Below are 25,378 nucleotides of genomic sequence, written 5' to 3' on the forward strand. Positions count from 1 at the left end.
AATGGGTTTTATTGTTTTATAAGTCTGTTGTCCAGTATGCCAGACCGATATATCTGTCTGCCCCACCGTAATACAGGAGGAGTTTGTTCTCGTGCTCTACCATGCTTTCAACAAAGACGACGTTGTTAACATGTCCATAGAGCTCCCATTCATACTCCGGAACCATTATTGGGTTTTCAGTTCTTGCAATAAGCCTATTTGGGGAGTTTTTATCGAAAATCGCAACTCCCACTTTGTATTTTAGTCCATCCTTATATCTACCAGCGCTGTTGTAAATTAAAGTTATTCCACTACTAATCTCGAACAAGGGAGGACCTGGTTCGACTAAAACGTTATCAAAGTACCCTCCTCTCGGAGATAGTACTGGCTCCTTTATATACTCCCAGTTTATCAAGTCCCTCGAAACTGCTATCCAGATATTTGAGTCGCCGAAATACATTAAGTAATTTCCCTTAAAGTTGCCTTTTTCAAGTTTTTTTGGTAAAATTGCCCCGCTTTTTGTCCACCCCCTAATATTGTTTTTCTCATATTCAAAATCTTCAAAAATCGGGCCATGCTTTTTCCATGTCAGCATATTTTTTGAAGTTGCCAAACACAATCTTGCAGTCTTGCCATCATAACCTGTGTACGTCATGTAATATGTTTTACCGACCTTTACTACTCTCGGATCCTCAACGCCAACACTTTCCCAGGAGTATTCTGGCTCTATCACCGGTTCTGGATGTCTAAAGAAATTGATGCCATCATAGCTTATTGCAAGTCCAATTCTACCAGTTAGATTATCCTTTTTGGATTCTGCCCTGTAAAGCATAACTATTCTGCCCTTCTCTTTAACAACTGCAGGATTGTAAATATTTCTTGAATCAAACCCTTCCCTTGATGGGGATAAAATGGGTTGAGGGATCTTTTTTGGAGGCTTTATATTGATTTTACTGCCCTCTATTCTGATAATCTTCTCAAATATTTCGCTCTTCAAACCTAACAACCTCCCCGTTTTGAGCTTCAATTAAGTATGGCTTCCCCCTAAACCTAATCAACATGGAAACTCCAAGGTTTTCGGACAATAGTGGAGAAAGGGCTAATTCTTTTTCAACTTTAGGACCTAGTAGAGCCGTGAGAAATGCAAATACACTTGCGGCACTCCAGGCCTGCGGGGCATTTGCTCTGGGACATAAGAGCGGGTATTCGCTTTCAAGACCACTGTAGAGTTCAGGAAGCTGAGAGTTTGGAAGGGACTTTGCAGCTTTGAATATTGCCTCTGAAAGTGTTTTTGCCTTTTCTTTTTCTCCAATTGATGCAAGTCCAAGAGCTATCACTGCATTGTCATGGGGCCATATACTGCCATTGTGATAGCTGAATGGGTTGTAGGCTTTTTCATTTGAGCTAAGTGTTCTAATCCCCCACCCAGAGAACATATCCTCCTCAAACAATCTCTCTGCTATTTCTTTTTGATGTTCAGCTATCCCTGTAAATAAAAGATGTCCCATGTTGGAAGAAACTACCTTAGAAGGAACGTTATCCCCATCCAAGGCAAGCGCATAAAAGCCATTACACCAGAAATCCCTATTAAAACGTCTCTTTAAGGCCTTTGCCTCTTTTTCAAGCATTTTTGGATTCAGTGAAGTTAAGTTAAGTGAAGCGGCATCCACAAGGGCCTTATAAGCATATCCCTGTACTTCCACTAGGGCAACGGGAGGCTTTGTGGGAGTGCCCTCTTCGGTTGGAATACCTTCCTTTGAATCCTTCCACCCTTGATTAACCAAGAGACCCCCTTCATACCTTATGTATCCCCCTCCTTCCCTGAGCCTTCTCAAAATCCATTCTACAGCAGCAGTCAGATTGGGCTTGAGCTCTTCTATTAATCTCCTATCACCCGTCCACCGAAGATACTCGGCGGCTAAAATAACGTAAAGGGGAGTTGCATCTACTGTTCCATAATAAGGGGCAAAGGGCATCTTTCTTGAATGAGACAGCTCACCAAATCTAAATTCGTGAGGGATCTTGCCAGGCTCTTCTTCGTTTACAGGGTTAAATTTCTTTCCCTGGATTTTAGCAAAGAACCTTAGTGTGCCTTCGGCATACTGCGGATAATATGGAAGCAGAAACCAAGAGGTTATAATGCTGTCCCTTCCGAAGGGGCATGCATAATAAGGAATGCCAGCAAACGGAACCATTCCATAGTTTGTGTATGCTGTTAAAGCGGTTAGATCCTCAATGGCCCTCTCAAAAACCATCTCAAGCCATGTTAAGTTCGTTGAGATAACGTTTGGGAGTACAAGAGGTTTTTCTGTCAAAAATACCTCAAGCCCCTCTTTCGAAATCTGAGGAATGAATTCAAGATAAAGGATCTCCTTCTCAAGGGGTTCCAAAGTGATCTCAGCAAATGCCAACCCCTTCTCAATTTTCATGTTTGTTTTGATTCTCAAATTTCTCCTGATCTTATCTTTTCCGGTATAGGAATACTCGCCTTCTTCTCCAAGGAAGCTTTTGATCCTACGTCTAATCTTCTGTCCTCCAAACTTTCTAACTTCAAAAATATCCTCAATAGGAACTTTAAAGATGTACTCTACTCTAAGGTTTATTTTTCTCCGTGAGGTGTTGTAGAATTGAAGCTCTTCCCTGTATGTCCAGTTATCTTTTATTTCCCGCTTTCTCAGCAGAACTACATCATCACCTATGGAAAAATGAGAATATGCCCTTCTTGGACCATCTTGAGAACTTCCTACGAGAATGCTGTCCTTATCCAACTTAAGCTTCACCCCTTTCAGAAAGCGTGTATCAAAGATATAAAATCCATCGTAATTATCCTTCATATCTCCATTCTGTCTTGTAACCGCAAAAGCTCCGTTATAAGAGAGGATAACTGACATCTCCCTACCTCCAAAGAGTTAAAATTAAAGAGAATCCAGAAATTCATCAACTTCCTCTTTTTTTCTTAGATTTATCGCCTTAACTCCCCACATTCTTGCTACGAACTTAATTTCCTCCGTGAAATCGCCAGGAACTGCTGAGAGATGATTTGCTCCCATTACATTAAGGAACCTCTCCTTATCAAGAGGGTTCTTTATTGCTGTGTGAGGCCATTGTTTGCCCCATTTTAGCTTGAATTCAATATCTTCAGTGATCTCAACTCCCTCTGCAAGGAAATATAGGAGATAGTAGTCTCCTCCTCTTCTTATAAGCCTTGCAACAGTGAGCTCAGTTTTTGGGGTTCTATATGTTAACGCCCCTCCGCTCTTTCCTTGACATTGCCCCTGGATGGTTGTTTCTTTGAGGTTTTCCTCCGGATTTTCACTGAGTTTTGCGTAGTAAAGGGAGGAAGCACCGCAGTTTGCTATCAGGATAAGCTCATCGTCAACGTATTTTATGTCACCAAAAAGTGGGGGTTTTCCGCTTAAATAAAAGAGTAAGGCGGAGCTTATCGTTCCCTTTACGTCTCCTTCACAAGTAGCTGGCACAATGGGCTTTTCTCCTTTTGCATCGGCGTTAAATGGAAAGAGAGCCGGAATTAGACATGCTGTTACCCCATAGATTTCACTAAGCTCCGGCTGGCATTTAATTGAAACGGCCGCTGTTTCTTTTTCATATTTCTTCCAGATATCCTTTGCAGCAAGGTATATTGCAATCTGCCTCCTTAAAACTTCCGGAGTGAGCATGCTATTGTCATAATTAATTTTAGTCTTCTCATTCAACCACTCAAAGAACTTTTCAACCCGGATACGCTCTTTTTCATCGCTAATCATGAAATCTGCTTTCTTTATTATGATATACTGATCAAGTATTAGGAAATCTCCTATAAACCTCTTTAGTCTCGGAAGATCATCCATCAAATGCTCCATTCCAAGCGTATAGGGAGCTCCCCATAGGAGCAGGGATTTTTTGGAAAGCTTTGATACTGCCTCTGCAGCCCTTGCCCATGCTTTTACTTTCTCAAGGTCTCCCTTAAGCCTCACATGATGCAAGGCATGATAGTTTACAGAGCTTTCCCAAAGGGAAGCGCCAACAGAAGTTATACATGTACTGCCTGCCCATGCCGGATCATCATCAGCGTAAAGAAGTAGAGGTTTGTTGGTTTCTTTTGCCAATAGCGTTACTAAGTTGCTCTCCGTCCAGTGCCACAGGCCGAGAATGATCCCACTTACGTCTCTGGATCCAATCAATCTGGATGCTTTGATAACTTCCTCCTTATCATCCACTCCAAAGTTTCCCCCTTTTTCGAGGGCTTCGTATTTTCCAAGGGCCCCATTGATGTCAAAAACTTTTAGTTTAGATGATTCCAGTTCCTGTAGAAGTCTTTTATGCTTTTCCAAAAGGGCTTTTTCCCTCTCTATTGAAAGGGCGGTTTTTCTTGGATCTGTGAAAGTTATAAGAGCTAGCACATTACATCACCTTAACCTTCGTTATGCATGAATTACTTTTAAAATTTAAGGAAGGGAGGGGGGTTAGAATATTGCTTTTCCGGTGTTTTTGTCGAAGATGTGGATTTTCTTCATATCAAAAACAACCTCAACTTCCTGCCCCTCCCTAACCCTCGACTCAGCCTTAAAAGCCCCAACAAAACCAACACCACCAACCCTCAAATACACAATCCTCTCACTCCCCAAATTCTCAACAATATCCACCACAGCCCTAACCACATTCTCCCCAGGAACCCTCACCTGAGCAAACACCGCATCATAAACATCCTCCGGCCTAATACCAAACACCACCTCCCCCCCAATCAAGTTCTCCTCCCTAAGAACCTCTACCTGATCCGGCAGGAGCTTAAGCCTGAACTCCCCAAAATCCACAAAACCATCCTCCCCAACACTCGCATCCAAAAAATTCATCGGCGGCGAACCAATAAAACCAGCAACAAACACATTCGCCGGCCTATCATAAACCTCATCCGGCGAACCAACCTGCTGGAGAACACCAGCATTAATCACAGCAACCCTATCACCCATCGTCATAGCCTCAACCTGATCATGCGTCACATAAATCGTAGTAACCCCCAACTGCCTCTGCAGTTTCTTAAGCTCAGCACGCATCCTAACCCTAAGTTTAGCATCCAAATTACTCAACGGCTCATCCATCAGAAACACTTGAGGCTTCCTAACAATCGCCCTACCCAAAGCAACACGCTGCCTCTGCCCACCAGAAAGCTCTCTGGGTTTCCTCTTGAGCAACTCCGTCAAACCAAGTAACTCCGCAACCTCCCTGACCCTCTGGTCGATTTCCTGCTTCGGAACTTTCCTCAGCTTCAACGGGAAGGCAATGTTATCATAAACAGTCATGTGAGGGTACAATGCATAACTCTGAAAAACCATAGCAATATCCCTGTCCTTTGGTGGGGCGAAAACTCCCTTCTCTGGGTCAGCGACGAGTTTGTCACCAATGTAAATCTGGCCTTTTGTTGGCTCCTCAAGACCAGCAATCATTCTGAGAGTCGTTGTCTTACCACAACCACTAGGCCCAAGCAAAATCATAAACTCCCCATCCTTAACTTCCAAACTCATATCCCTAACCGCAACAACCCCACCAAACTCCTTCCAAACACCCACAAGCCTAACACCAACCATACAAATCACCCCATAACAAACTTTATGTCAGTACTTTCGTAATCCTCAATAACCGCGAACATACCTCCAATCTTTACAACTCCCTTTTCCGTTTCGAGATGAATATTATTAACAGCTTCCTTAAATGAGAGAGTATATCCCACTACATTGCCATGGATTTTCTCGATTTCACCAGTTTTGATGTTCCTTCCAACGACCTCTGCTATGAGTGTCCCATTATTGATATGTCTCTTTACAAAGTCCGCTGCATGAAACATAGCAAAAAATCTGATGTTCTGTGGATTTGTTATATCCTCCACCTCCAAAGAAGATTCTTTGAATATCTCTATTATAAGACTGTATTGTGAGAATATTATTTCAGGATACGTTGCTTTGAAACTGGGTGGAGAAGATTGCCTAAAGCTTACATTCTGGACTGTAACGACCTCCTTTCCATCGGTCATGCCTATTAAGTGGTTCAGCTTGTAGAACTGCCTGGCAAAGAAATTTCCTTTCCCTCTAAACTCCGATAGATCCGATATTTTGTCGATGTAAAGAGACACTGTCACGCCTCTCTGAAGAGTTTTTATTAAGTCTTCCTTTATCGTTTCGAAAAATTCGCTTGGAGTAACTACTATCACTTCGTTTTTAGCGGAATACAGCGACTCCCTGAACATCTCAAGGGCTTCATCAAAACTTCTGCTTCTCCATATTGCAGGTCTCTGTTCTTCCTTTTTTACATTCTTAAGCTCAATTTCGAGCTTGTTCATTATGTCCTCAAGTTCTTTTTTGAACCTGAAAAATGCTATCCTTGGTGAGTAAGCAGCGTATACCTTCGGTGTTCCGTCAATTTCAGTTACAAACCCTCTAAGTTTTAAAGAGGATATTGTATCATAGACCCTGTTGTATGGAATTCCGCTTTTTGTAGAGATCTCCTTAGCAGTGCTGGGGCCGTAAACTAAGAGGGTCCAGTAAGTAAGAATTTCATACTTTGTAAACCCAATCTCACTCAAAGCGTGTGAAATTTCCGGAGGAATCTCCATTATTGTCACCTAAAAATATATTGAAGAGGGATTTAAAAAGAATTCAGCAAATCGAGATACCTCTCAAGATGTTTTGTTATTATGAAATTCTCTTTAACCCTTTCTTTGGCATTTTTACCCATTTTCTGTGCCATGTCTTTGTGCTCAAGGAGATAGAGTGTTTTCTCAACGGCCTCACTGACATCTTTCACTAAGAATCCTGTTTTTCCGTCCACTATCTGAAGTCTTATTCCTCCTACGGCTCTCCCTACCACCGGCTTTTCTTTCCACATTGCTTCGGTAACGGTTAATCCAAACCCCTCCTTAATGGACATCTGAAGAACTACGTCACTTGCCCTTTGGAAGGCATTTACCTCTCTTGCATGAACTCCGGTGAGATTTGTGAGCACTTTAACGTCATAGTCCTCTCCGATTTTTCTTAGGGTTTTCTCGAAGTATATCCAGCCTTCAGGATCATCATGGGCCATTACACCAACTAGCAAGAGTTGAACCTCTGGTATTCTCTCCTTGACTTTTCTGTAGACATCTATAACATCAAAAATTCCTTTCCATGGATCAAAACGAGACACCTGTGTTATTATTGGTCTCTCTGGATCCACGTCAAACCTTTCTAAGATTTTTAAAATTTCGCTCTCACTCAGTTCTCTGTTTTTTTCACTAAGAGGATCAATGGAAGGGGGCATTATAACCACTTTGCTTTTATTAAGGTCATTCTGCACATACTCCTCCATATGGAAAATATATCCATCATACTTCTCGACAAACTGCCTCAGAAACTTCCAGAACTCCAGGTTTGGATCGCTTAGGTCGATGTGACATCTCCAAATCCAAGGTTGCTTTTTCTCATAAAACTCTATAAGGGGTGCCGGTTGAGGATCGTGTATCAAGACGTAATCGAACGAGCTCAAATCAAAGTCCTCAGCGTTTTTCTTGTTTGTTTTCAAATAGAGTTCTTTCATTTCTTCAGTTAACCTAAGCTCCTTGTTTCCCTGAAGAGCATTGTGGAAGCTCTTTGTAACATTGAAAAATTCATTTGTTCCTTCAATCACAAACCATCTTGCGTCTATTCCAACATCCCTCATCAGAGGGACAAGATTGTGCAAAATTTCGGCAACACCTCCGCCAAAGGAGGTGGAGTTTACATGGGTAAAGCTCTTACCTTTCAGATTCTCTGCCTTTTCTTTAATAGTTTCCAAGGCTCCTTCCCCTATTATTTTTCTGTAGTCTTCAAGCTTTTTACCTTCCCCACCAAACTTCGTTACCTCATACATCTTCATACCTCCCATTATTTCTCGGTTGACCAGCCTATCATACCGCTTATATAGTACTTCTGGAAGAGAGCATAGACAAGCAATGGAACAACCATTACCATGATGGAAGCTGCAGTTAGTATGCCCCAATCAACAAAATACTGCCCCCTAAGCAAAGGAAGTCTTTGGGTAGCAACGTATTTCTCCGGATTTTGCAGAAATACCAATGCTAGGAAGAAGTCACTCCACACCCAAGTAAACTGGAGTATTGCAGCTGAGATTAACCCCGGTAGCGCCATTGGCAGGACGATCTTGTAAAATATCTGGAAATCAGTGGCTCCGTCTATTCTTGCGGCTTCCTCGACGTCCGTTGGGAGCATTGAGAAATAGTTCCGCATAAAGAAGATGATCCACGCTAAACCCCATGCCGAATGAACCGTTATTAGACCCCTGAATGTGTTTAACATATGAAGATTTCTCAAAAGAAAGTACAGAGGAACTACTGTCATCTGCTGTGGGAGAGCCATTAGGAACACTATAAACGCAAAGAGATAGTGCCTTATTGGGAAGCTGTATCTGGCAAAGGCATAGGCAGCTAATGCGGCGACTATCAAAGGAACAATTGTGGAGGGGATTGCAATTATTAAGGAGTTCTTTAATCCCTGACTTATGGGGAACATGGGATGATTAAAGGCATTTATGTAGTTTTTCAAAGTTATTGTAAAGGGATGAAAATGCCACCATCCACTTACGATCTCTTCATACGGTCTTATTGAGGCCATAAGGACTCCTATAAAAGGTATCAGCCATATTATTCCTATAATCCACGCGAGTGCGTTCGAAACGATGTACTTTCTAAGTTTATACCTTGGTATAGCCATTATCACTCCCTCCTCCTAATCAACCATAGGGCAGGTATGAGAGTTAATGCAGTCAAAAGCACGGCCACTACAGCGGCATAGTTGTAGTTGAGGGCTCTTGCAAAGTAGTCCCACATTTGAAGCGCAAGAACCATTGAAGCTCCTCCTGGACCACCGCCGGTTGCTACATATACAACATCGAAGATTTTGAGATCCCAGAGCAGAGTCATTGCCACTACAACAACGGTAATTGGTTTCAAGAGGGGCCAGGTCACGTTTTTGAAGATCTGAAACTTGTTGGCACCGTCTATCAAAGCGGCCTCGTAATAGTCCTTGGGTATAGAAGCCAAGCCTGCCGAGTACATCAACATGCTGAAGCCGGTCCATATCCAAATTGATCCCAAAATTGCAGCAAAGAGTGCAGTTTCGGGATACGCTGTCCAAGTAATTGCGAGTCTCTCAATGCCAAGCAACTTAAAAATTGCGGGGATTACCCCTGCTCCTTCTTCAAAAAGAAAGCGAATTATCAAACCTCCAACGATCATCGGGATTACCATACCCAGGAAGATTATAGACTTGACTATAGAACTCCCCTTAACCTCCTCCCGTCTTAAAAGAAGGGCGATTCCCAAGCCTAAAAACACAGTAGCAGGAAGATGAATGGCTATCCATACTATGTTATGAATTAAAGCTCCCCATGGGGGAGATTTAGTCGGAAATCTGTCGAGGTTTACTATATCGGGGCTCAGCAGAACCTCTTTGTAGTTCTCCAAACCAACAAACTTTCCATCAAGGAAGAAGCTCAGGTATATTGTTTTGAACACCGGGTATATTACAAAGGGAACCATTAAGACAAGCGCCGGTAAAAGGAAAAAAAGGGGAGTTAAAGATTTAGGCCTCCTCATTAAGACCCCCCTTCACTTCTTTGGAAACTTGGCGTCCAGTGTACTCAAAACATCGTCTAATCTATTTGGCTGTACCCACAAGAGCTTTAGTTGATCCCAGAAAGTCTTCTGCCATTCTCCTCCAATACTATCATCGAGATCCGGTGCTGATTCCACATTGGCCACGACCTTTGCAACATCCTTCATGGGCTCCCAGTAGTCGTCAATGGATACCTTCTTCCATGTTGCCAGCTTTCCTGACTTGGTACCCACGTGAATTCTCTGTCCTTCCGTTGCCAAGAATTTGGCAAGCTCCATGGCTTCTTTTGGATGGCTTGTGTACTTGGGCACCATGAAGTAATCTGGAGCAAGAACCATTGCTTTGACTCCCGGTAGTGAAATTAAGCCTAGATCTGTGGGATCATCAACCATTCCGGTTATCCAGGTACCCATGAAGTACAATGCATAGTCTCCCTTCCACCATAGATCCACCGCAGATGTCCATTCTATTGGATCGCTGAAGTAGCCAGCTTTTAGAAGTGGTACAAGCCTTTGCTCAAATATGCTTCTCACCTGTGGATCTTCCCACTTAACCTCTCCGTTTATAAGCTTGAGCTGAAGGTCTTTTCCTCCGAAGGTCAGAATGAAGTGTTCAGTTACATCAGAAAGTGGCCATCCTACGCTATCGCCGCTAACGATTGGAGCTTTAACCCCTGGTATTTGCTTTATCTTTTCGAGCAACGCCACGAACTCATCCCAGGTTTCTGGGGGCTTTAGGCCATGTTTCTCGAAGAATGACTTTCTATACCAGAACCCTGGCTTGGCCGCTGCTGTAAATGGAACACCATAAATTTTTCCATCCGCAGTAACTGTGTCTAGAATTCCAGGAACGTATTCGTCGGGGTTTATTACCTCATTAAACTCCATCAAATGACCTTTCTGACCCATCTCCGCTATGAACCATCCCCACATTGCTATGACATCGGCTGGAGTGTCCCCCGACTCAAACTGAAGAGGCAGAATCGTCGAAAGGTCTTCAGCCCTGTATGTTTTGTATTCCACCTTTATGTTTGGATGTTGAGCCTCAAAGGCCTTGATAACTTCCATAAAAGCATCGAGCTCTGCCCCGGACCATGGGCCTATTACTTTTAAAGTAACCTGTTCTACGGGCTTTGTTTCTGTAACGGTCTCTTTTTGCGTAACCGTTGTTGGAGTAGCGGTCTGTTGACCTCCAATGCATCCGCTCGCCACTACCGCAATGCCCAAAACTCCAACTAAAAACAAACCAAGCAGTACCTTCTTGACATCCATATGGAGACACCTCAATCCCTTGTATATACTAAAAGTATATATATTTTACGGATGAAAAAATCAGATTTTTCAATAATTATAATACTTTATCAAGCCTAAGCAGAATGTTAATTGCCGATTTTAATTCAAAACCTACAGTATAATTATAGCCACGTTAACTGTTTACTTTAAGTATAAACACCCTTAGAGCAAAACTTTAAGTTCTCCTTACACTAGTCCCTAGGGGGTCACAATGATCTACGCAATAGGAGAGGTCCTAATAGACTTTATTGCAAAAGAAGAAGGAAAACTGAAAAACGTTAAAGAGTTTGAAAAGCATCCTGGCGGTGCTCCAGCGAATGTTGTTGTTGGCTTGAGGAAGCTCGGGATAAAAAGCGGATTGATAAGCAAAGTCGGTGCCGATCCCTTTGGTGAATTTCTCATAGAGGCACTCAAAAAAGAAGGGGTTGAAACGAAATACATAGTAAAGGACGTAAACAAACACACGGGAATAGTTTTTGTCCAGCTTATAGGGGCAAAGCCCGAATTTATATTGTACGATGGTGTGGCATACTTTAACTTAAAGAAAGAAGAGATAGAATGGGATTTTACAAAAGATGCTGAGCTTCTACATTTTGGAAGCGTTCTCTTTGCGAGGGAACCAAGCAGATCAACCGTCTTTGACGTTCTTAGAAAAGTTAAAGGAAAAATTCCTCTTAGCTATGATGTCAACATCAGGCTTGACCTGTGGAGAGAAAAAGAGGGAGAAATGCTCAGGGATATAGAAGAGGCTCTCAGGCTTGCAGATATAGTAAAAATCGGAGATGAGGAATTAAGCTACCTCGACAAAAACGGAATAACACTCGAAGACTTCAGATTTGATCTCATGGCAATAACAAAAGGCGCTAAAGGAAGTACAATTATCCACAAGGATATAAGCGTTAATGTTCCCTCATTTAAGGTTAAGCCTGTAGATACCACCGGAGCTGGAGATGCCTTTATGGCAGCCCTCTTGGCTTCTCTCTCGTATATGGGCAAGCTGAACAAATTAGAGTTCTCCAAAGAACAACTGGAGGAACTTGGGAGTTTTGCAAACTTGGTGGCTGCGCTCTCAACTACGAAACGGGGAGCATGGAGTGTGCCAAACTTAGATGAAATTTTGAAGTATAGAAGATTCAGCTTCCTTCCATAGGTTCTTCTTTTTTACCAAAAAGCCCAATTAAATCGTGGAGTATTGCCAAATCTATGGCAGCGTTCAATGATTGAAAAAGATTCCCCGCCATCAGCATTAAGAGTGCAAAGAAAAAGTCTACTCCTTTGTATGCAATGGTTATTTTTATAGCCCTTCTTTCGCCTCTAACTATCCCCCAAGCGAGGAGGAAGTTCAAAAGACCAAAAATAAGCAACATATACCTTTCGCTCCCAAAAGCACCGGCTGAATAATACAAAAGGAAAAGTGATTGGAGAAATAACAGATACACGGCAATTTTCATTGACCATCACTCAAGTATCTCTCAAATGCATCAACGTATTTAAACCCATCGTCTGGAAATACCAAAACTGCAGTCCCGGGGTATTTATCACGGATTTTCTCAAAAGCTTTAACCACCGCGCCCGAACTCAGACCTATTAAAAGGCCCTCTTCTCTGGCTATCTGTATTGATCCTTCGATTGCTTCTCTTTGGGTAATCTCGATTACTTCGTCAATCTCCACCTTAAAGAACCATTTTGGCTTTGTTTCGAGCCTTTTTATGCCCGGTATCTTTTTGCCTTTGGCCGGTACTACTCCAATAACTTTTGTGTTGTAGCGTTCCTTGAAATATTTCGCTATTCCCCCTATGTGGCCCGAAGTGCCTATTCCTGCTACTATAAGGTCGGGCTTTTTGCCTATACTTTTCAGTTGTTCGTCTATTTCTCTGGCAGTAAAGCGATAGTGGGCCTCGAAATTGTCTTCATTCTCGAACTGATTGAGGTTGGCTGCCCTAGCTTTCCTTGCTTCTTCGACGACGTGCTCAACCATATTAGGATCTATAGTCTCAAAATCGGTCATAACTACCTCCGCGCCGAGTACTTTGAGCAGGATTTGGGTAGCCTTTGGTGTCGGCTTTGGCAGATATGCTCTAAACCCTATTCCCAGAACGTTGCTGAGAGCCGCGAGAGAAATCCCAACGTTTCCAGAAGTTGCTTCAAAAATTTTTCGAACACCGTTGATGTCCCCACGCTCAAGGGCTTTCATGAGCATATTGAAAACTGTCCTGTCCTTTATGCTCCTGCTGAAGGGGTTAAAGAACTCCAGCTTGGCAAAATACATCCCTCCTTTCATCTGAAAGTGAAAGCCTGAGCAGGGGAGTTGGTTTGAATTTTTCAAAGAGCTCGAGTGGATTGTTGAACACGTTCATTTTTGATCACCGTATTGGCCTTTTAATCGGCGCTTATAAGTGTTTCTTTTGCGGCAATCTTATACAAAAATGTGTATTCAACACTCTTTTCCAAAGACTTCCCTGTAAATCTTTTTGAACTCGCCGAGGGCTCCTCTTATTATGGGATGCCTCGGCACGAAATTACAGCTTTCTTCAGGCTCTATACTTATCTCAAACGTGCCTATACCTTTTGCAATTCTCTCGATCTCTATTTTGTCCATTGCTATAAGCGGTCTGAGTATCGGTAGATCAGTTGCAAGGCTTATTATTAGAAGGTTATCAAGGGTTTGAGAGGCAACTTGGCCAAGAGAGTCTCCAGTGATTATCGCCATGGCGCCTTTTTCTTTTGCTATCTCCGTGGCTTTCATGAACATGCTGAGTTTGCAAAAAATGCATATCCACTTTTCTTTTTTCATCTTTATCAGCCTATCAAAGATAGGTTTTTGGTATTCAAGGGCATCAACAACAATCAGCTCTTCTAGCCTATCGGGGTAAAGTTCCTTAAGTCTCAGCCAGATTCTCCTAACTTTTTGATAATTAATCTCGCTCTGCATGAAGTGAATCGGATAAACCGTAAAACCTTTTTTGAGCATGAGGTGTATCGCCACAGGCGAATCTATCCCAGAGCTCAAGAGTGCAACAGCCTTCACTCTTCCACCTCCAGAGTTAGATAAACTATCCAGGCGTTTATGAAGAGAGCCCCCACAAGTTCCGGGATGGCAAGTCCGTCAAATATTGTAGTAAGATAAAGCATCATCATGAATACTATCGGGCTGCCAAGAAGCCATACGATAGCAAACCTCTTTTTTCTCCTTGCCCTCAAGCCATAGACAAAGATATCTGCAAAGAGCAAGATGTAAAAGGAGAGTGCAAAAAATGAATGGGGCTTATATTCTTCGGGAAATACTCCTACAAGCAACAAAGAGAACATGCCAAGAGAAAAGAGGATAGTGACTCTTTTCTCCTTTAACATTTCAATACCAAATACCATTCCGAGAAAGCCAAGAAAAACCAGCAAGGAATTGAAAGCATATCCTATAGGATTTTTAATGGAACCCATATCACTGAGAGCATTTTCTGTTAGAGAAAACCAAGGATTCAAGTGGATGGCGATAAAGATGCCACCAAAAGTAAGAAACGGAAAGGAAAGTCCCAAACCTCTAACCCACTTTTTCATTGACATCCCCTTTTCCCCGGCTCTTCACCAAAGACTGCTTTGTAAAGCTTTTTGAACTCCTCCCAGGAACCCCTTATTACCAGATGCTTTGGAATAAACGGTACCTCATCCTCTGGTAGTGTTGAAAGTTCAAAAGTTCCAATAGTCTTTGCGATTGCCACTATCTCTTCCTTATCCATCCCCACTAACGGCCTATAAATTGGCAGATCACTTGCTTGACTTATTATATACATGTTTTCCAGCGTTTGAGAAGCTACTTGACCCAAAGAGTCTCCCATAACAATCCCCTTTGCTCCGAATTCCCTCGCAATCTTGTCAGCTTTTTTAACCATCATATACTTGCAGAAAACGCATGTATAATTCTCTTTTTTAAGCTGTTTTAGCGTTTGAACGATCCTCTCTCTTTCTTGTGGCTTAATAACTATTAGGTCACTCTTACCTCCATAGTGATACTTTTTGAGCTGATTCCAGATTCTCCGAACCTTCTCAAGGGTCTTCTCTCCAACATAAATATGGACGGGGATTACTTCACATCCCCGCTTCATCATCAGAAAAGCCGCAACCGGAGAATCTATGCCCCCGCTTAAAAGAGCCACGATCTTCCCTTGAGTTCCTACTGGAAGACCGCCAAATCCCTGGAATTTATCAACATGGATGTATGCCTTCCCTTCCATTAGCTCAATTCCTACCTCAATATCATAGTTTTTCAAATCTACCCTGCATTCTTCGTTTTTTAATATGTACTCGCCAACTTTAGCGGCCAGCTCTTGGCTTTTAAGGGGAAATTCCTTGGTTATTCTCCTTGCAGTTACTCTGAATCTTGGCCTTTCCAATCCAAGTGCCCTCATTTTTCTTCTAAACAGCTTTAGGGAGGTTTTATATATTTTGTCCAGCTCTCCATCTACCTCAGCAGCAGGTGAAAGCGATACTATGCCAAAAACCCGTTTGAGAACTTCCACGCTTTTTTCCGCTTTGTTAGTCTTTACAATAATCCTGCCATGCTTTGCAAAGACGTTCTTGTATTCTATGCCCTCACTTAAGAGTGCTTCTTTTATGTTGTTGAGTAAAATGCTTTCAAACCACCTTCTCGTTTTTGGAGACTTTGTGCCTATCTCGCCGTATCTGACTATTATGGCATTTAGCATTATCATCCACCGAGTTCAAACTATTTTAAGAACTTTTTCCAGAGATTTTCTCCTTGGTCGGGGGATTATCTTCTCGGCAGGATATCCCATGGGGATTAACCCGACGAGGTACCAATTCTCATCAAGTCCAGCCATTTTCCTAAGCTCTCTTTGGTATTTCTCCAAGCTGGTAACTCCTATGTAGCATGTTCCCAACCCAAGCTCTACTGCCTTCAGCATAAGGTTCTCTATCGCCATTGCAGCACTTTCAACGCTCCACAGAAATTCAATTTCCTTGTACCCCTCTCCTTTCAAGAAGCGCGTTTCCTTATCAATGAAAACCCCAATATAAATCGGAGCTTTGTACATTCCTTTTTCAAATATCTTCGTTTTCAGTTTTTCTATTTTTTCCTCAGGCAAACCGTATGCACGGTAATACTCTGCATGAGCCTCATATATCATCTCGTGAATCCGCCTTCTGAGATTCTCATCTCTATAAGCCACAAACAACCAGTTTTCAAGACCACTTGCAGTAGGTGCTCTTATAGCAGAATTTATTAGCTCTTTGAGTTTTTCTTCTTCAATGCTTCTCTCTTCGTAATACCTCACGGATATTCTGTTAAAGATCACCTCATCTAGTTCCATCCGCATCACCAAAACGTCCTTTGTTTATTCGGGTTAATATACTTTAAGGAGAAAAGAGAAGAAATCTAAAGAAGCAGCTTCATCCCCTGATTATCTTCATTTCGAACTCTTCTACGGGGACCTTGAAGTCTTCCCTGCTGTTGATGTCTCCCCTGTTAAAGAGGACTTCCCTTGCAAGTACCCAGTAAATTAAAGCCAAGGCCTTTCTTCCCTTGTTGTTTGTTGGGATTGCCAAGTCAACATAGCTCAAAAGGTTCTCTGTGTCAACTAAGGCCACTATGGGGATTCCAATTTCTATTGCCTCTTTCATTGCTTGATGATCCGCCCTTGGATCTGTCACTATGAGAACATCAGGCTCAAAGAAGTTCTTAACCCGGGGATTTGTCATTGTTCCAGGTAAAAATCTACCCGGTATTGCCCTAGCTCCAGTAACTTCTCCAAACTTCTTGACTGGCTTTTGACCATAGAGCCTTACGCTTACCGCCAATATTCTGTCCGGATCGAACTTTGCTAGGAACTTTCCAGCAGCCCTGAGTCTTTCGTCGGTTTTTCTTACGTCGAGCACATACAAGCCATCTTGCCTAACCCTATATATGAAGCGCTTCATATCCTTTGTTTTCTGCTGCGTTCCAATGTGAACACCTGCAGCCAAATATTGGTCGAGTGGAACCAAATACTCTTCCATTTTTTCTTCACCCCTCAAATGTTATTATTCTTCCTCTTTCACCCAAATCTTCCGCTATCCTAATAAGCTCATTTATTTTAACAATGGAGCTCTTATGGAGCATTATAGCTGGACACTTAAGCCCCACCGCCAGGTGGGGTAGAGCATCATCAGCGGATTCGTACTTTGCTTCTGCCAAAATTGGAGTTATTCTTTCAGATTTGACGTCATTGACCAGATTGTAAAGATCTGTGAGAGTGCCCAAGTTGATTGGTTTAATCGAAAGTGCATTGTAATATCTCCTATCCAGGATGTCCTTCGTTCTGAAAAGATATTCTCCATCAACAAATACTCCCTCTGTTCCCGCTATTAATTCAAGGAAAAGCTCTTCCTCGCCTAAGGGCTTGATGTAGGAAATGTTGTGATCCTCGACTTTTTGCAGGACTTCCTCGATATCCATCTCTTTCTTTTGTACTATTCCAAGAGACACCTCAAGACCAAGTTCGTCTCCGGCTATTTCGGAAGCTTTTGAGAGATCTTGGAGAGTAATGTTCTTTGCATGTTCCTTTATCTTTGTCATTGCATCTACTACATCAGAGATCTCCATTAAATCCTTAACCAAGACAAGGTACTCAAAGGTTTCATCCTCTGCAAACCTTAGTATTGGGACTGGAAGCTCTGTAGTGAAGGTTCCGCCTATATAGCTGTACAGGGAAATGTTTTTGGCATTTGAAGCCGCTTTTGCCACAGCAACTGAAACAGCCAAGGCAGTGTTCGCCCCTATGTGACTTAGGTTTTCAGTTCCGTCTATTTCCCAGAGGTAACTATCTATGAGTTCTTGCTCTTGAGAATCGAATCCAATAAGTTCCGGACCTATTATTTCATCAACTTCACTAACTGCTCTGTGAGCTTCCACTATGTAAAGGGAAGGATTCTCATCCACAGGGGCGGCAAACCTACCAAAGCCGGAAGTCGTTATAACATCAACCTCAATTGAATACTTCCCGCCTTTGAGTATTGAAATTCTGCCCACTATGTTCTCTATTATTGTCATCCCACATCAACTCGGTCTTATGACGGTTATTGGGATTACACCCTTTTCAAACTCCATCATTGCGGCCTCTAAAGGTGTGGCCCCTTCAGGTATGTCAATTAGTACAGGAGCCCCCATAGCTATTTGTAATGCCCTTGCCCCTATTATACGAGCCTTCTCAAATCTCGTGTATCTAAACATTTTTCTCACCCATGCAAATTTTGGTGGGGCCGCCGGGATTTGAACCCGGGTCTCCGGCACCCCAAGCCGGGAGGATAGACCAAGCTACCCCACGGCCCCTCCTAAAGAAGTGTGGTTTTTTAATATACCCTGTAGTGCATTATCTCATCTATCAATTCGACATGGCTGAGGAGCATTCTCCTGCAGCAGTACCTTTCAAGCCCGAGATCATCGAGCACCTTCTCGGGATCTTCCCCTTTTTCAACACGCTCTTTGAATATGTAGTATTTATCTCCAATCACCTTTCCACAGGTGAAACATCTCACGGGAACTATCAAGCGAATCACCTTTTTGGTTTTTAAATTTTAAGGAAAGTTTGAAGGAGATCAACGGTAACTCTTTTGTCTCTTTGCTCTTGGACCCTTTGTAGAGCGGTTGGGCTTGTGTGGTTCTGTTCTTCTTGAGTCGCCAACGAGCATAGTTCTGTCATACTTCATAAACTTTTCTTTAAGGTTCATATCCCCAGTCCATTCCACCAACGCCCTCGCTATTGCAACCCTTGCAGCCTCGGCCTGCCCCATGAAGCCTCCGCCTTCGACTTTGACATCGATGTCGACTTTGCTAACTATTTCCTCGCCTGCAAGAACCAATGGCTCCATTATCGTGAAACGGGCTATTTCCGGTTCAATGATCTCAACAGGCTTGCTGTTAATCCTAACTCTCCCTTTGCCCTCTCTTATAGTGGCCCTCGCGATAGCGGTTTTTCTCTTTCCTGCAGTTTGGATTATCCTCATTATCATCACCTCAGAACTTTCCACCAAGGAATTTGGCAACCTCTCCAACAGTTACATATTTGGGAGTTTTAAGCCTTGACATGTGAGCCTCAGCTATTGTCTCCAACTCTCTGTCTTCAAACTCTTTTGGAATTCCGGCATATACTTTCAGCCTCTTAAAGGCCTTCCTTCCCCTGTCGGTTTTCCATGGGAGCATGCCTCTAATGGTTCTTCTAACTATTTCGTCGCTTCTCTTTGGATAGAATGGTCCTTTCCTTGGGTTTGTTCTCGTTCTTAGCTCGGTTCTCTGCTTATACTTCTCGAAGATGAACTCTCTGTTCCCAGTGATGATAGCCTTTTCAGCATTAACGATAATTACCTCCTCGCCTTCGAGGAGCATCTTGGCAACTTTTGAGGCAAGTCTTCCAAGTATTAAACCATCAGCATTAATAATCCTCATGGCCCATCACTCCATTATGATTACTCCACTACCCTTTGGGTTTCTCTCTATAAGTTCTTCGATCGTTATTGCCTCTCCACCTGCTTGGATGATCTTCTCTTTTGCCTTTTCGCTGAACTTCCATGCAGCAACTATAACCTTATGATCTAAGTTCCCAGCTCCAAGAACGCTCCCTGGAACTACCACCATATCTCCTTCCTTGGTGTACCTGTTTATCCTGCTAATGTTTACTTCAGCCCTCTGTCTTCTTGGTCTTTCTAAGCGCCAAGCTATGTCCTTCCATATCTTAACGTTTTCCTCGTTTGACTTCTTTCTCAGGTAGCGAATGAGCCTTCTCAGGTTAATATCAGTTGGACCAGTCCTCTTCATGAGCATTCCTCCTTTTTACTTCTCGCACCGAGGGACGGGGTGATCATTATGGTGCGGGGGCGGGGATTTGAACCCCGGAACCCCTACGGGACGGGACCCTAAATCCCGCGCCTTTGACCAGGCTCGGCTACCCCCGCGCTATTCGGCTAATTTATGGAGCTCGTTTATAAATTTATCGCTCTTTCTCATTAAAATTTTAAGTGCTAATCTTACTATTTCCTCAACGGGGAGTTCTCCATTGCTTTCTACTGTAAAGACGAATGTATTTAGCACTACTTCTTCCTTGATTTTATCTCCTAAATACTGATCAAATTCCCTTGGCAAATAGAAGCTCGTTACAGTGGTTACAATAAGTTCATTCTCGTTTTCTTCAATGGGGAGCTTCTTTCTAGCTGCGAGCTCTTTAATTTTCTCCCAGTTAGGAACATCTTTGCTTACATGCACTTTTGTAAGGTACTTGTAGTAAGCAAACCCTGGTTGCCATTTTGCATGGTCTTTCCCCCTACCAAGTTTTGCATATGCGTTAAAAACAAGCCTCTGGCCCTCAGCTAGCTTGACTATTGGAATATCTGGAGTCACGGGCCTTATATCCGGATCATCACTTTTTAAATCCCCAGAGTAGATTATGGCGGGACCTTCCGCTTCCAAGCTCAATGTAGCGGTGTAGTCATCCAACTCCAAAGCATCTAGTTCAAATCTATCTGAGGGTGTCGTCAGGGGAATTAGTGCTAATCTGTGGGCGATTATCTCATCAAAAAGTGCGGAATCATTCTCATAGAACTCTACTTCATCAACAGCAAAAGTTGGAACTTCCCCAATTATTGTTCTCCTAAGCGCATTTGCAAATGCAACATCAACGCCCTCTAAAATGAAGCGGATTGCATCATCCCTTTTTTCAAGAATCTTTATTTGCATTTTTCTCACCAAAAAAGAGGTTGTAAAGGGAAGTCAAACTCTCCTTCCCCTTCTGCCACCCTTTGGTCTTGTACCGTCATGTGGAATTGGTGTGACGTCTTCTACTCTACCTATTTTGAGCCCTGCTCTTGCGAGAGCTCTAATAGCTGCCTGGGCTCCAGGTCCAGGGTTTTTGCTTTTGCTTCCACCAGGGGCTCTGACCTTTATGTGGACACCCACAATGCCCTTTTCGAGGGCCTCTTCTGCTGCCCTCTTAGCAGCAATCATTGCAGCATATGGGGATGACTCATCTCTATCTGCTTTAACTACCATTCCACCGCTCCATCTTGAGATTGTTTCGGCTCCAGTGAGGTCGGTAATGTGGATGATTGTGTTGTTGTAAGATGCATAGATGTGGGCAACTCCCCATTTTTCTTTCTTTTTAATGTTAACCTCTTCACTCATTGTGCCTCACCTTTTTGGGCCTCCTCAATAACCATCCTCTCAGGGTGCTGTGGGTTCGCAAACGGGGAAGTCTTTGCGTATGTTATGCCGTCTTCCTCTTCCTTGAGTACCAAATAGCTTGGTGATCTTATTATCTGTCCGTTTACTTCAATGTGTCCGTGGACAATTAGCTGTCTAGCCTGCTTTATTGTTCTTGAGAGTCCCTTCTTAAATACCATGGTCTGAAGTCTTCTCTCGAGGATGTCCTCTATTGTAAGGGAAAGAACGTCATCAAGGTGGGCTCCTTCTTGGAGCAATCCCAACCTGACCAATCTTTGGAGAAGCTGAGCCCTCTCAATTTCGGCCTGCTTACCTCTAGCAGCGAGCAATCTTCTTGCCCTTCTTCTAAAGTTCTTAAGTTGAGTTTCGTGCTTCCAAAGCTCTTTCTTGTTCTTGAGAGCATACTTCTGCATCAAAACTCTCTCTCTATCAAGTCTCTCCTTAATCCATGGATGAGAGGGAGTCTCATACCTTTTCCTTTGCCTTTTTGGGTCTCCCATTTATATCACCTCACTTCTTCCTTCTGCTAACACCAACTGTTGTTCCTCTTCTGAAGTTTGACCTTGTTCTCTGTCCTCTCACTGGAAGGCCAAGCTCATGTCTGATACCCCTATAAGCTCTAATTCTCCTGAGTCTGTTAACGTCCTCACGCCATGCCATAACGAGCTTTGCTCCCGTGAGATGCATGTCCCTTCCACTCTCGTAGTCCTTTGGTCTGTTAACTGCCCATGAGGGAATACCATGTTTTACTGGATCTTCAAGCACAGCCTCAATGGCTTTTACTTGTTCATCGGTAAGGTAACCTGCCTTCATTTTTGGATCTAACCCTGCAACCCTGCATACCATTGTTGCAAAGTTTATTCCTATACCCCTAATTCCAGTGAGGGCCCATCTAAGTTGTTTGTGCCCATCTATATCAACATTTGCTACACGCACGATATGCCTAAAGTCAGCCATTATAAGCACACCTCCACAAGTTAATCCTTCAAAGAGGATTTTGGCGCCGGGACGGGGATTTGAACCCCGGCGGGCAAACGCCCACGGGCTCTCAAGGCCCGCGCCATCCCAGGCTAGGCGATCCCGGCATACACCCTAAAGCCCGATCCCTTCGCAATTTCTCTTACTTCGTTGAAATTCTCCTCCATGAGCCCCTTAATATACTTTGCGCCTTGATTAGTGCGGATGACAATTTGAAGTAATCCTCCATCGTAGAGATGATGGGGTGCATTTATAACTATTTCCCTCAATACATCCTTCCCAGCATGCACTGGAGGATTCGTTATTATGCTGTGAAATCTCTCTCCCTTCACGGGCTCATAGAGATGGCCCCATCTTACCTCGGCATTCTTAACGTTGTTGATTTTTAAGTTTTTCTTTGCTATGCTCACAGCCCTTTTGTTTATATCGGTCATTACAACATAATTCACGAAGCGCGAAGCCACTATTCCAATCGCCCCGTAGCCGCACCCTAAATCTAGAACACGCCAATCTTTTTTAAGTATCATATTCTCTATAAGTAGCTCAGTTCCTCTATCAAGCTTTCCAAAGGAAAAAACACCGCTGGAGGTCATGAATCTAAAACGCTCCCCTCTAATGACTACCCCAATCATTTTGGTCTTTAATGGAACGTTTGGATCTTGGGAATAGTAGTGGCTCATAGTCGGAAGTTGGAGAAGGGGTTTATAAATTTGGGGGATGTGCTTCACCAAAAGTTCGTGATTGCCCAACAAGTGGCACAGTTAGAAGTGTTTGCACTCTGCCACGAGTTCCATTGAAGCCGAGAATTCATGCCCACAACCTTGCGCAAAGGGTTTACTTTCCTCTGCGCTCCAAAGACAAACTCCCCAAAAGGCAAACATGACAAGGAGAAAACACTAAGAGGAATCACAAACCTTGATGAAACTTCGCGCAGGCGAAGTTTCTACCACATCTTAGGATACCAGTCCCTCGGCATAAAAACTTTCTCAACATCGACTGCAATGCCCTTGGTTTTGGTGAGCATTTCCTGCGTGTTCATCTTTGCCTTGCCCAAAGCAACGAGCTCATCCTTGAGGGTCATTATTGCAACAAGGTCTCCCTGCTTTATGCCTTTATGGAGCTTTACTATCCCGGGAACTGCCAAATCAGCGCCATGAGTAACAGCAGCAACTGCGGAATCCCTTATCCACACCTTCGGAAGATGCTCTACAGCTTTTTCCATCGGCTGGATTGCTCTCCTAAAATACTCTTCAATGCCATCTTCTTTCCAAAAATAGTAGGCATCTATGAGATCATGCAAGGTGACAAGGGTTTCATCTTCCTTAAACGGTCCGCTTCTTGTTCTCCTCAGCTCGGCCATGTGCGCTCCAACTCCCAAAGCCAAACCAATATGGTGGATGAGCGAACGGATATATGTCCCCGCCTCAACTCCTACCCTAAAGAGAACGTCCTTCCCCTCTATCTCAATTATCTCGATATAGTAAACCTTTCTCGTTCTAAGTCTTCTCTTAACGGCACTCCTTAGGGGGGGCCTTTGGATTATCTCACCTTCAAACTCCTTCATAATGGCATAGATTTTATCCTCTGGCACTTCACCATGAAGATGCATCAAAGCCACATACTCCTTACCTGCCGGTAAAAGTGCCTGAACAACCCTCGTGGCCCTTTCCAAAGCTACAGGCAAAACCCCAGTAACTTTTGGATCTAAGGTTCCCCCATGGCCGGCTTTCTGAAGGTTTAAAAGCTTCTTAACCCATGCAACAACCTCGTGACTTGTAGGACCGGGAGGCTTGTCAAGGTTTATAACTCCAAACCGCATATGCATTTCAATAGGCCTTTTATCTGGAGGAAATCCCCATTTCGGATTGGTTTCAGCTTTCTCGTCCTTGATAATGATTTCTCTTTTGAGATCAGCGGGAAGTATTGCCTCTCGCTTTCCTTTTTTTCTACCCATTCTGCCCACCTACAAAAAATTGAGAAAAGAGGTTATAAACCTTTACAGTTCCAAACAGCCTTGAGCATACAAACGCCTCAACATATAATATGCCAGAAAGGCATTAAACGACTTTCCCCATCAAAATGAGAGAGTTAAGAAAAGAAAGTTTGCAAAGTGGAAAGATAATGGACGAATCGCTCAAGATCACTCAAGACTTATTCCAGCCTGTTCAAGAGCGGCCTTGACGGCTTCGTCATCGGCACCGCGCTCGATGTTAATCTTCTCCGGAAGGGGCTCAAGGTGCTTTATGTTCATCCTTCTCCTCTTCACCTTGTTCAAGCCTGCTCCAGTAACGAGGACGAAGTTCTTATCAATTATGTCAACAACAACTACCTTTTGTCCGGCTCTTCTTCCGGCAATAACCACAGCCAACCTTCCAACATCAATTGCTGGCATTCATCCCACCTCCATCTTTTTTATTTCCCCGTGTCGCCATCGGGGTACAGGTGGTCGATGGCGGCCTTCACAATCGCGAAGACGCCATCGGGACCCCAATTGGCAGTGTTAATAACCAAATCATAAACTGAAAGGTCGTTAATGTCAATTCCATATAGATTTAAATACCTTTTCCTATTCTGCATTTCTCTCTCGGCAATTTGCATAAATGCTTCTTCAACACTTATGCCCTCTCTCCTTGCTACACGTTGAGCCCTTATCTGAATCGGCGCATCAAGCCATATCTTTAAATCAGCATCTTTTACCATCCATCCGGCCAAACGACCTTCTATAACCACATTGCATTCTTTTGCCGCCTCTACTTGCCTTCTATCAACTTCCCTGTCTATTTCTGGATGCATCTCCGCATATTCTTGAAACTCCTGGAGAGACATGCCCATCTCTTTTGCCATCTGTCTAAATATCAAACCAGCGTAGACGTGCTTAAACCCATAGTACCTAGCCAGATTCTTGCAGAGAGTTGTGGTACCGCTCCCCGCTAATCCGCTTACTGTTATCACTAGGCACCCTTTAGGCATGGTGCATCCCTTTCGTCCAAGATTAGATGGCAGCCCTTACCTGAGCCTTCATAACCCTTCTCATACAGCTGGGGCAGAGATGTGGATAAGGCCTTTCTGGCCTCTTCTTGGTCTTGGGAAGCTTTCTTAACTCACTTGCCCTGCCTCTTGGGATTCCGTTTAATGGTCTCCCGCACATTGCACAGTGGGCAATCTTCGGCTTCTTCCTTTCAAAGTGTATCACAGTCCTTCCACCCGGAGTTCTAACGTACTTTCTTCTCCATGATCTTGACCTGTACATTGGCTTCATATTTCTCACCCCGCTTAGCTTTTTTGTCAAG

General features: G+C 43.3%; 32 protein-coding genes and 3 tRNA genes. 1 reads left to right on the forward strand and 34 read right to left on the reverse strand.

Translation table 11 applies throughout. The features are described 5' to 3' along the window. Positions 1 to 16 precede the first annotated feature (16 nt). From NF865_RS00955 to NF865_RS00995, 9 genes are all read right to left on the reverse strand, one after another. Positions 17 to 976, reverse strand: coding sequence for a glycoside hydrolase family 130 protein (locus NF865_RS00955; protein WP_253304773.1), 960 nt, complete (start codon positions 974 to 976; stop codon positions 17 to 19). Further along, positions 957 to 2,870 carry an amylo-alpha-1,6-glucosidase gene (locus tag NF865_RS00960; RefSeq protein WP_253304774.1) on the reverse strand — a complete coding sequence of 638 codons (1,914 nt, stop codon included), beginning with the start codon at positions 2,868 to 2,870 and terminating at the stop codon, positions 957 to 959. The genes NF865_RS00955 and NF865_RS00960 overlap by 20 nt, the downstream gene beginning before the upstream one ends. 24 nt (positions 2,871 to 2,894) lie before the next feature. Beyond that, on the reverse strand, positions 2,895 to 4,379 hold the full coding sequence (locus NF865_RS00965) for an L-fucose/L-arabinose isomerase family protein (protein ID WP_253304775.1): 1,485 nt from the start codon (positions 4,377 to 4,379) through the stop codon (positions 2,895 to 2,897). A 63-nt stretch (positions 4,380 to 4,442) separates the two neighbouring features. Continuing rightward, positions 4,443 to 5,561, reverse strand: a complete 1,119-nt coding sequence (locus NF865_RS00970; RefSeq protein WP_253304776.1) for an ABC transporter ATP-binding protein — start codon at positions 5,559 to 5,561, stop codon at positions 4,443 to 4,445. A 5-nt stretch (positions 5,562 to 5,566) separates the two neighbouring features. Then, positions 5,567 to 6,583, reverse strand: a complete 1,017-nt coding sequence (gene trmB / locus NF865_RS00975) for an HTH-type sugar-sensing transcriptional regulator TrmB (RefSeq protein WP_253304777.1) — start codon at positions 6,581 to 6,583, stop codon at positions 5,567 to 5,569. Between the two features lie 32 nt (positions 6,584 to 6,615). Next, positions 6,616 to 7,854: a trehalose synthase gene (treT, locus tag NF865_RS00980; RefSeq protein ID WP_253304778.1), complete on the reverse strand. Its 1,239-nt coding sequence runs from the start codon at positions 7,852 to 7,854 to the stop codon at positions 6,616 to 6,618. A 14-nt stretch (positions 7,855 to 7,868) separates the two neighbouring features. Next, on the reverse strand, positions 7,869 to 8,714 hold the full coding sequence (locus NF865_RS00985) for a carbohydrate ABC transporter permease (RefSeq protein ID WP_253305696.1): 846 nt from the start codon (positions 8,712 to 8,714) through the stop codon (positions 7,869 to 7,871). Between the two features lie 2 nt (positions 8,715 to 8,716). Continuing rightward, entirely contained in the window at positions 8,717 to 9,598 is an 882-nt protein-coding gene (locus NF865_RS00990) for a carbohydrate ABC transporter permease (protein ID WP_253304779.1), read from the reverse strand. A gap of 12 nt (positions 9,599 to 9,610) precedes the next feature. After that, on the reverse strand, positions 9,611 to 10,888 hold the full coding sequence (locus NF865_RS00995; RefSeq protein ID WP_253304780.1) for an ABC transporter substrate-binding protein: 1,278 nt from the start codon (positions 10,886 to 10,888) through the stop codon (positions 9,611 to 9,613). 232 nt (positions 10,889 to 11,120) lie between these two features. Between NF865_RS00995 and NF865_RS01000 the strand changes: the two genes are divergently transcribed. Beyond that, positions 11,121 to 12,059 carry a carbohydrate kinase family protein gene (locus NF865_RS01000; RefSeq protein ID WP_253304781.1) on the forward strand — a complete coding sequence of 313 codons (939 nt, stop codon included), beginning with the start codon at positions 11,121 to 11,123 and terminating at the stop codon, positions 12,057 to 12,059. On the opposite strand, the gene NF865_RS01005 is transcribed toward NF865_RS01000, so the two are convergent. From NF865_RS01005 to NF865_RS01125, 25 genes are all read right to left on the reverse strand, one after another. After that, positions 12,043 to 12,360 (reverse strand): hypothetical protein, encoded by a 318-nt coding sequence (locus NF865_RS01005; protein WP_253304782.1) that lies wholly within the window; start codon positions 12,358 to 12,360, stop codon positions 12,043 to 12,045. The two genes, NF865_RS01000 and NF865_RS01005, sit on opposite strands and share 17 nt — an antisense overlap. Next, the gene (locus NF865_RS01010) at positions 12,357 to 13,178 is read right to left on the reverse strand and encodes a cysteine synthase family protein (RefSeq protein ID WP_253304783.1); all 822 of its coding nucleotides are present in this window, start codon (positions 13,176 to 13,178) and stop codon (positions 12,357 to 12,359) included. Before NF865_RS01010 ends, NF865_RS01005 begins: the two co-directional genes overlap by 4 nt. Positions 13,179 to 13,343: 165 nt before the next feature. Beyond that, a complete protein-coding gene (locus tag NF865_RS01015; protein ID WP_253304784.1) occupies positions 13,344 to 13,937 on the reverse strand; it encodes an adenine nucleotide alpha hydrolase family protein in 594 nt (197 codons plus the stop codon). Then, positions 13,934 to 14,464 carry a DUF998 domain-containing protein gene (locus NF865_RS01020; protein ID WP_253304785.1) on the reverse strand — a complete coding sequence of 177 codons (531 nt, stop codon included), beginning with the start codon at positions 14,462 to 14,464 and terminating at the stop codon, positions 13,934 to 13,936. Before NF865_RS01020 ends, NF865_RS01015 begins: the two co-directional genes overlap by 4 nt. Beyond that, complete coding sequence (gene thiI, locus NF865_RS01025) at positions 14,461 to 15,609, reverse strand: tRNA uracil 4-sulfurtransferase ThiI (RefSeq protein ID WP_253305697.1); 1,149 nt, start codon at positions 15,607 to 15,609, stop codon at positions 14,461 to 14,463. The genes NF865_RS01020 and thiI overlap by 4 nt, the downstream gene beginning before the upstream one ends. A 15-nt stretch (positions 15,610 to 15,624) precedes the next feature. Further along, positions 15,625 to 16,233: a nitroreductase family protein gene (locus tag NF865_RS01030; RefSeq protein WP_253304786.1), complete on the reverse strand. Its 609-nt coding sequence runs from the start codon at positions 16,231 to 16,233 to the stop codon at positions 15,625 to 15,627. A gap of 79 nt (positions 16,234 to 16,312) precedes the next feature. Continuing rightward, positions 16,313 to 16,918 (reverse strand): 30S ribosomal protein S2, encoded by a 606-nt coding sequence (gene rpsB, locus NF865_RS01035; RefSeq protein ID WP_253304787.1) that lies wholly within the window; start codon positions 16,916 to 16,918, stop codon positions 16,313 to 16,315. Positions 16,919 to 16,925: 7 nt separating this feature from the next. Continuing rightward, complete coding sequence (locus tag NF865_RS01040; RefSeq protein WP_253304788.1) at positions 16,926 to 17,951, reverse strand: hypothetical protein; 1,026 nt, start codon at positions 17,949 to 17,951, stop codon at positions 16,926 to 16,928. Positions 17,952 to 17,957: 6 nt separating this feature from the next. After that, the gene (locus tag NF865_RS01045) at positions 17,958 to 18,131 is read right to left on the reverse strand and encodes a DNA-directed RNA polymerase subunit K (protein ID WP_253304789.1); all 174 of its coding nucleotides are present in this window, start codon (positions 18,129 to 18,131) and stop codon (positions 17,958 to 17,960) included. 21 nt (positions 18,132 to 18,152) lie between these two features. Further along, positions 18,153 to 18,230, reverse strand: a tRNA-Pro gene (locus NF865_RS01050). A gap of 20 nt (positions 18,231 to 18,250) precedes the next feature. Next, the gene (locus NF865_RS01055; RefSeq protein ID WP_055282415.1) at positions 18,251 to 18,448 is read right to left on the reverse strand and encodes a DNA-directed RNA polymerase subunit N; all 198 of its coding nucleotides are present in this window, start codon (positions 18,446 to 18,448) and stop codon (positions 18,251 to 18,253) included. Positions 18,449 to 18,496: 48 nt separating this feature from the next. Continuing rightward, the gene (locus NF865_RS01060; protein ID WP_004068747.1) at positions 18,497 to 18,904 is read right to left on the reverse strand and encodes a 30S ribosomal protein S9; all 408 of its coding nucleotides are present in this window, start codon (positions 18,902 to 18,904) and stop codon (positions 18,497 to 18,499) included. Positions 18,905 to 18,914: 10 nt separating this feature from the next. Next, complete coding sequence (gene rplM, locus NF865_RS01065; protein ID WP_253304790.1) at positions 18,915 to 19,343, reverse strand: 50S ribosomal protein L13; 429 nt, start codon at positions 19,341 to 19,343, stop codon at positions 18,915 to 18,917. 6 nt (positions 19,344 to 19,349) lie between these two features. Then, complete coding sequence (locus NF865_RS01070; protein WP_253304791.1) at positions 19,350 to 19,712, reverse strand: 50S ribosomal protein L18e; 363 nt, start codon at positions 19,710 to 19,712, stop codon at positions 19,350 to 19,352. Positions 19,713 to 19,761: 49 nt separating this feature from the next. Next, a tRNA-Leu gene (locus tag NF865_RS01075) sits at positions 19,762 to 19,849 on the reverse strand. Position 19,850: 1 nt separating this feature from the next. Next, positions 19,851 to 20,636, reverse strand: a complete 786-nt coding sequence (locus NF865_RS01080) for a DNA-directed RNA polymerase subunit D (protein ID WP_253304792.1) — start codon at positions 20,634 to 20,636, stop codon at positions 19,851 to 19,853. A 24-nt stretch (positions 20,637 to 20,660) separates the two neighbouring features. Further along, a complete protein-coding gene (locus NF865_RS01085) occupies positions 20,661 to 21,071 on the reverse strand; it encodes a 30S ribosomal protein S11 (protein ID WP_058945933.1) in 411 nt (136 codons plus the stop codon). After that, the gene (locus NF865_RS01090) at positions 21,068 to 21,610 is read right to left on the reverse strand and encodes a 30S ribosomal protein S4 (RefSeq protein WP_253304793.1); all 543 of its coding nucleotides are present in this window, start codon (positions 21,608 to 21,610) and stop codon (positions 21,068 to 21,070) included. Before NF865_RS01090 ends, NF865_RS01085 begins: the two co-directional genes overlap by 4 nt. A 10-nt stretch (positions 21,611 to 21,620) precedes the next feature. After that, positions 21,621 to 22,067: a 30S ribosomal protein S13 gene (locus NF865_RS01095; protein ID WP_253304794.1), complete on the reverse strand. Its 447-nt coding sequence runs from the start codon at positions 22,065 to 22,067 to the stop codon at positions 21,621 to 21,623. A gap of 41 nt (positions 22,068 to 22,108) precedes the next feature. Then, a tRNA-Ser gene (locus NF865_RS01100) sits at positions 22,109 to 22,195 on the reverse strand. Continuing rightward, positions 22,181 to 22,768, reverse strand: coding sequence for a class I SAM-dependent methyltransferase (locus NF865_RS01105; protein WP_253304795.1), 588 nt, complete (start codon positions 22,766 to 22,768; stop codon positions 22,181 to 22,183). Before NF865_RS01105 ends, NF865_RS01100 begins: the two co-directional genes overlap by 15 nt. 263 nt (positions 22,769 to 23,031) lie before the next feature. Then, positions 23,032 to 24,042: an RNA-guided pseudouridylation complex pseudouridine synthase subunit Cbf5 gene (locus NF865_RS01110; RefSeq protein WP_253304796.1), complete on the reverse strand. Its 1,011-nt coding sequence runs from the start codon at positions 24,040 to 24,042 to the stop codon at positions 23,032 to 23,034. A gap of 186 nt (positions 24,043 to 24,228) precedes the next feature. Next, the gene (locus tag NF865_RS01115; protein WP_175058925.1) at positions 24,229 to 24,480 is read right to left on the reverse strand and encodes a 50S ribosomal protein L14e; all 252 of its coding nucleotides are present in this window, start codon (positions 24,478 to 24,480) and stop codon (positions 24,229 to 24,231) included. A gap of 20 nt (positions 24,481 to 24,500) precedes the next feature. Continuing rightward, a complete protein-coding gene (gene cmk / locus NF865_RS01120; protein WP_253304797.1) occupies positions 24,501 to 25,058 on the reverse strand; it encodes a (d)CMP kinase in 558 nt (185 codons plus the stop codon). 22 nt (positions 25,059 to 25,080) lie between these two features. Continuing rightward, positions 25,081 to 25,347, reverse strand: a complete 267-nt coding sequence (locus NF865_RS01125) for a 50S ribosomal protein L34e (RefSeq protein ID WP_253304798.1) — start codon at positions 25,345 to 25,347, stop codon at positions 25,081 to 25,083. Between the last annotated feature and the right edge of the window lie 31 nt (positions 25,348 to 25,378).

Origin of the sequence: Thermococcus aggregans (genome assembly GCF_024022995.1) — an archaeon.
GTDB classification, from domain to species: Archaea; Methanobacteriota_B; Thermococci; order Thermococcales; family Thermococcaceae; genus Thermococcus_A; species Thermococcus_A aggregans.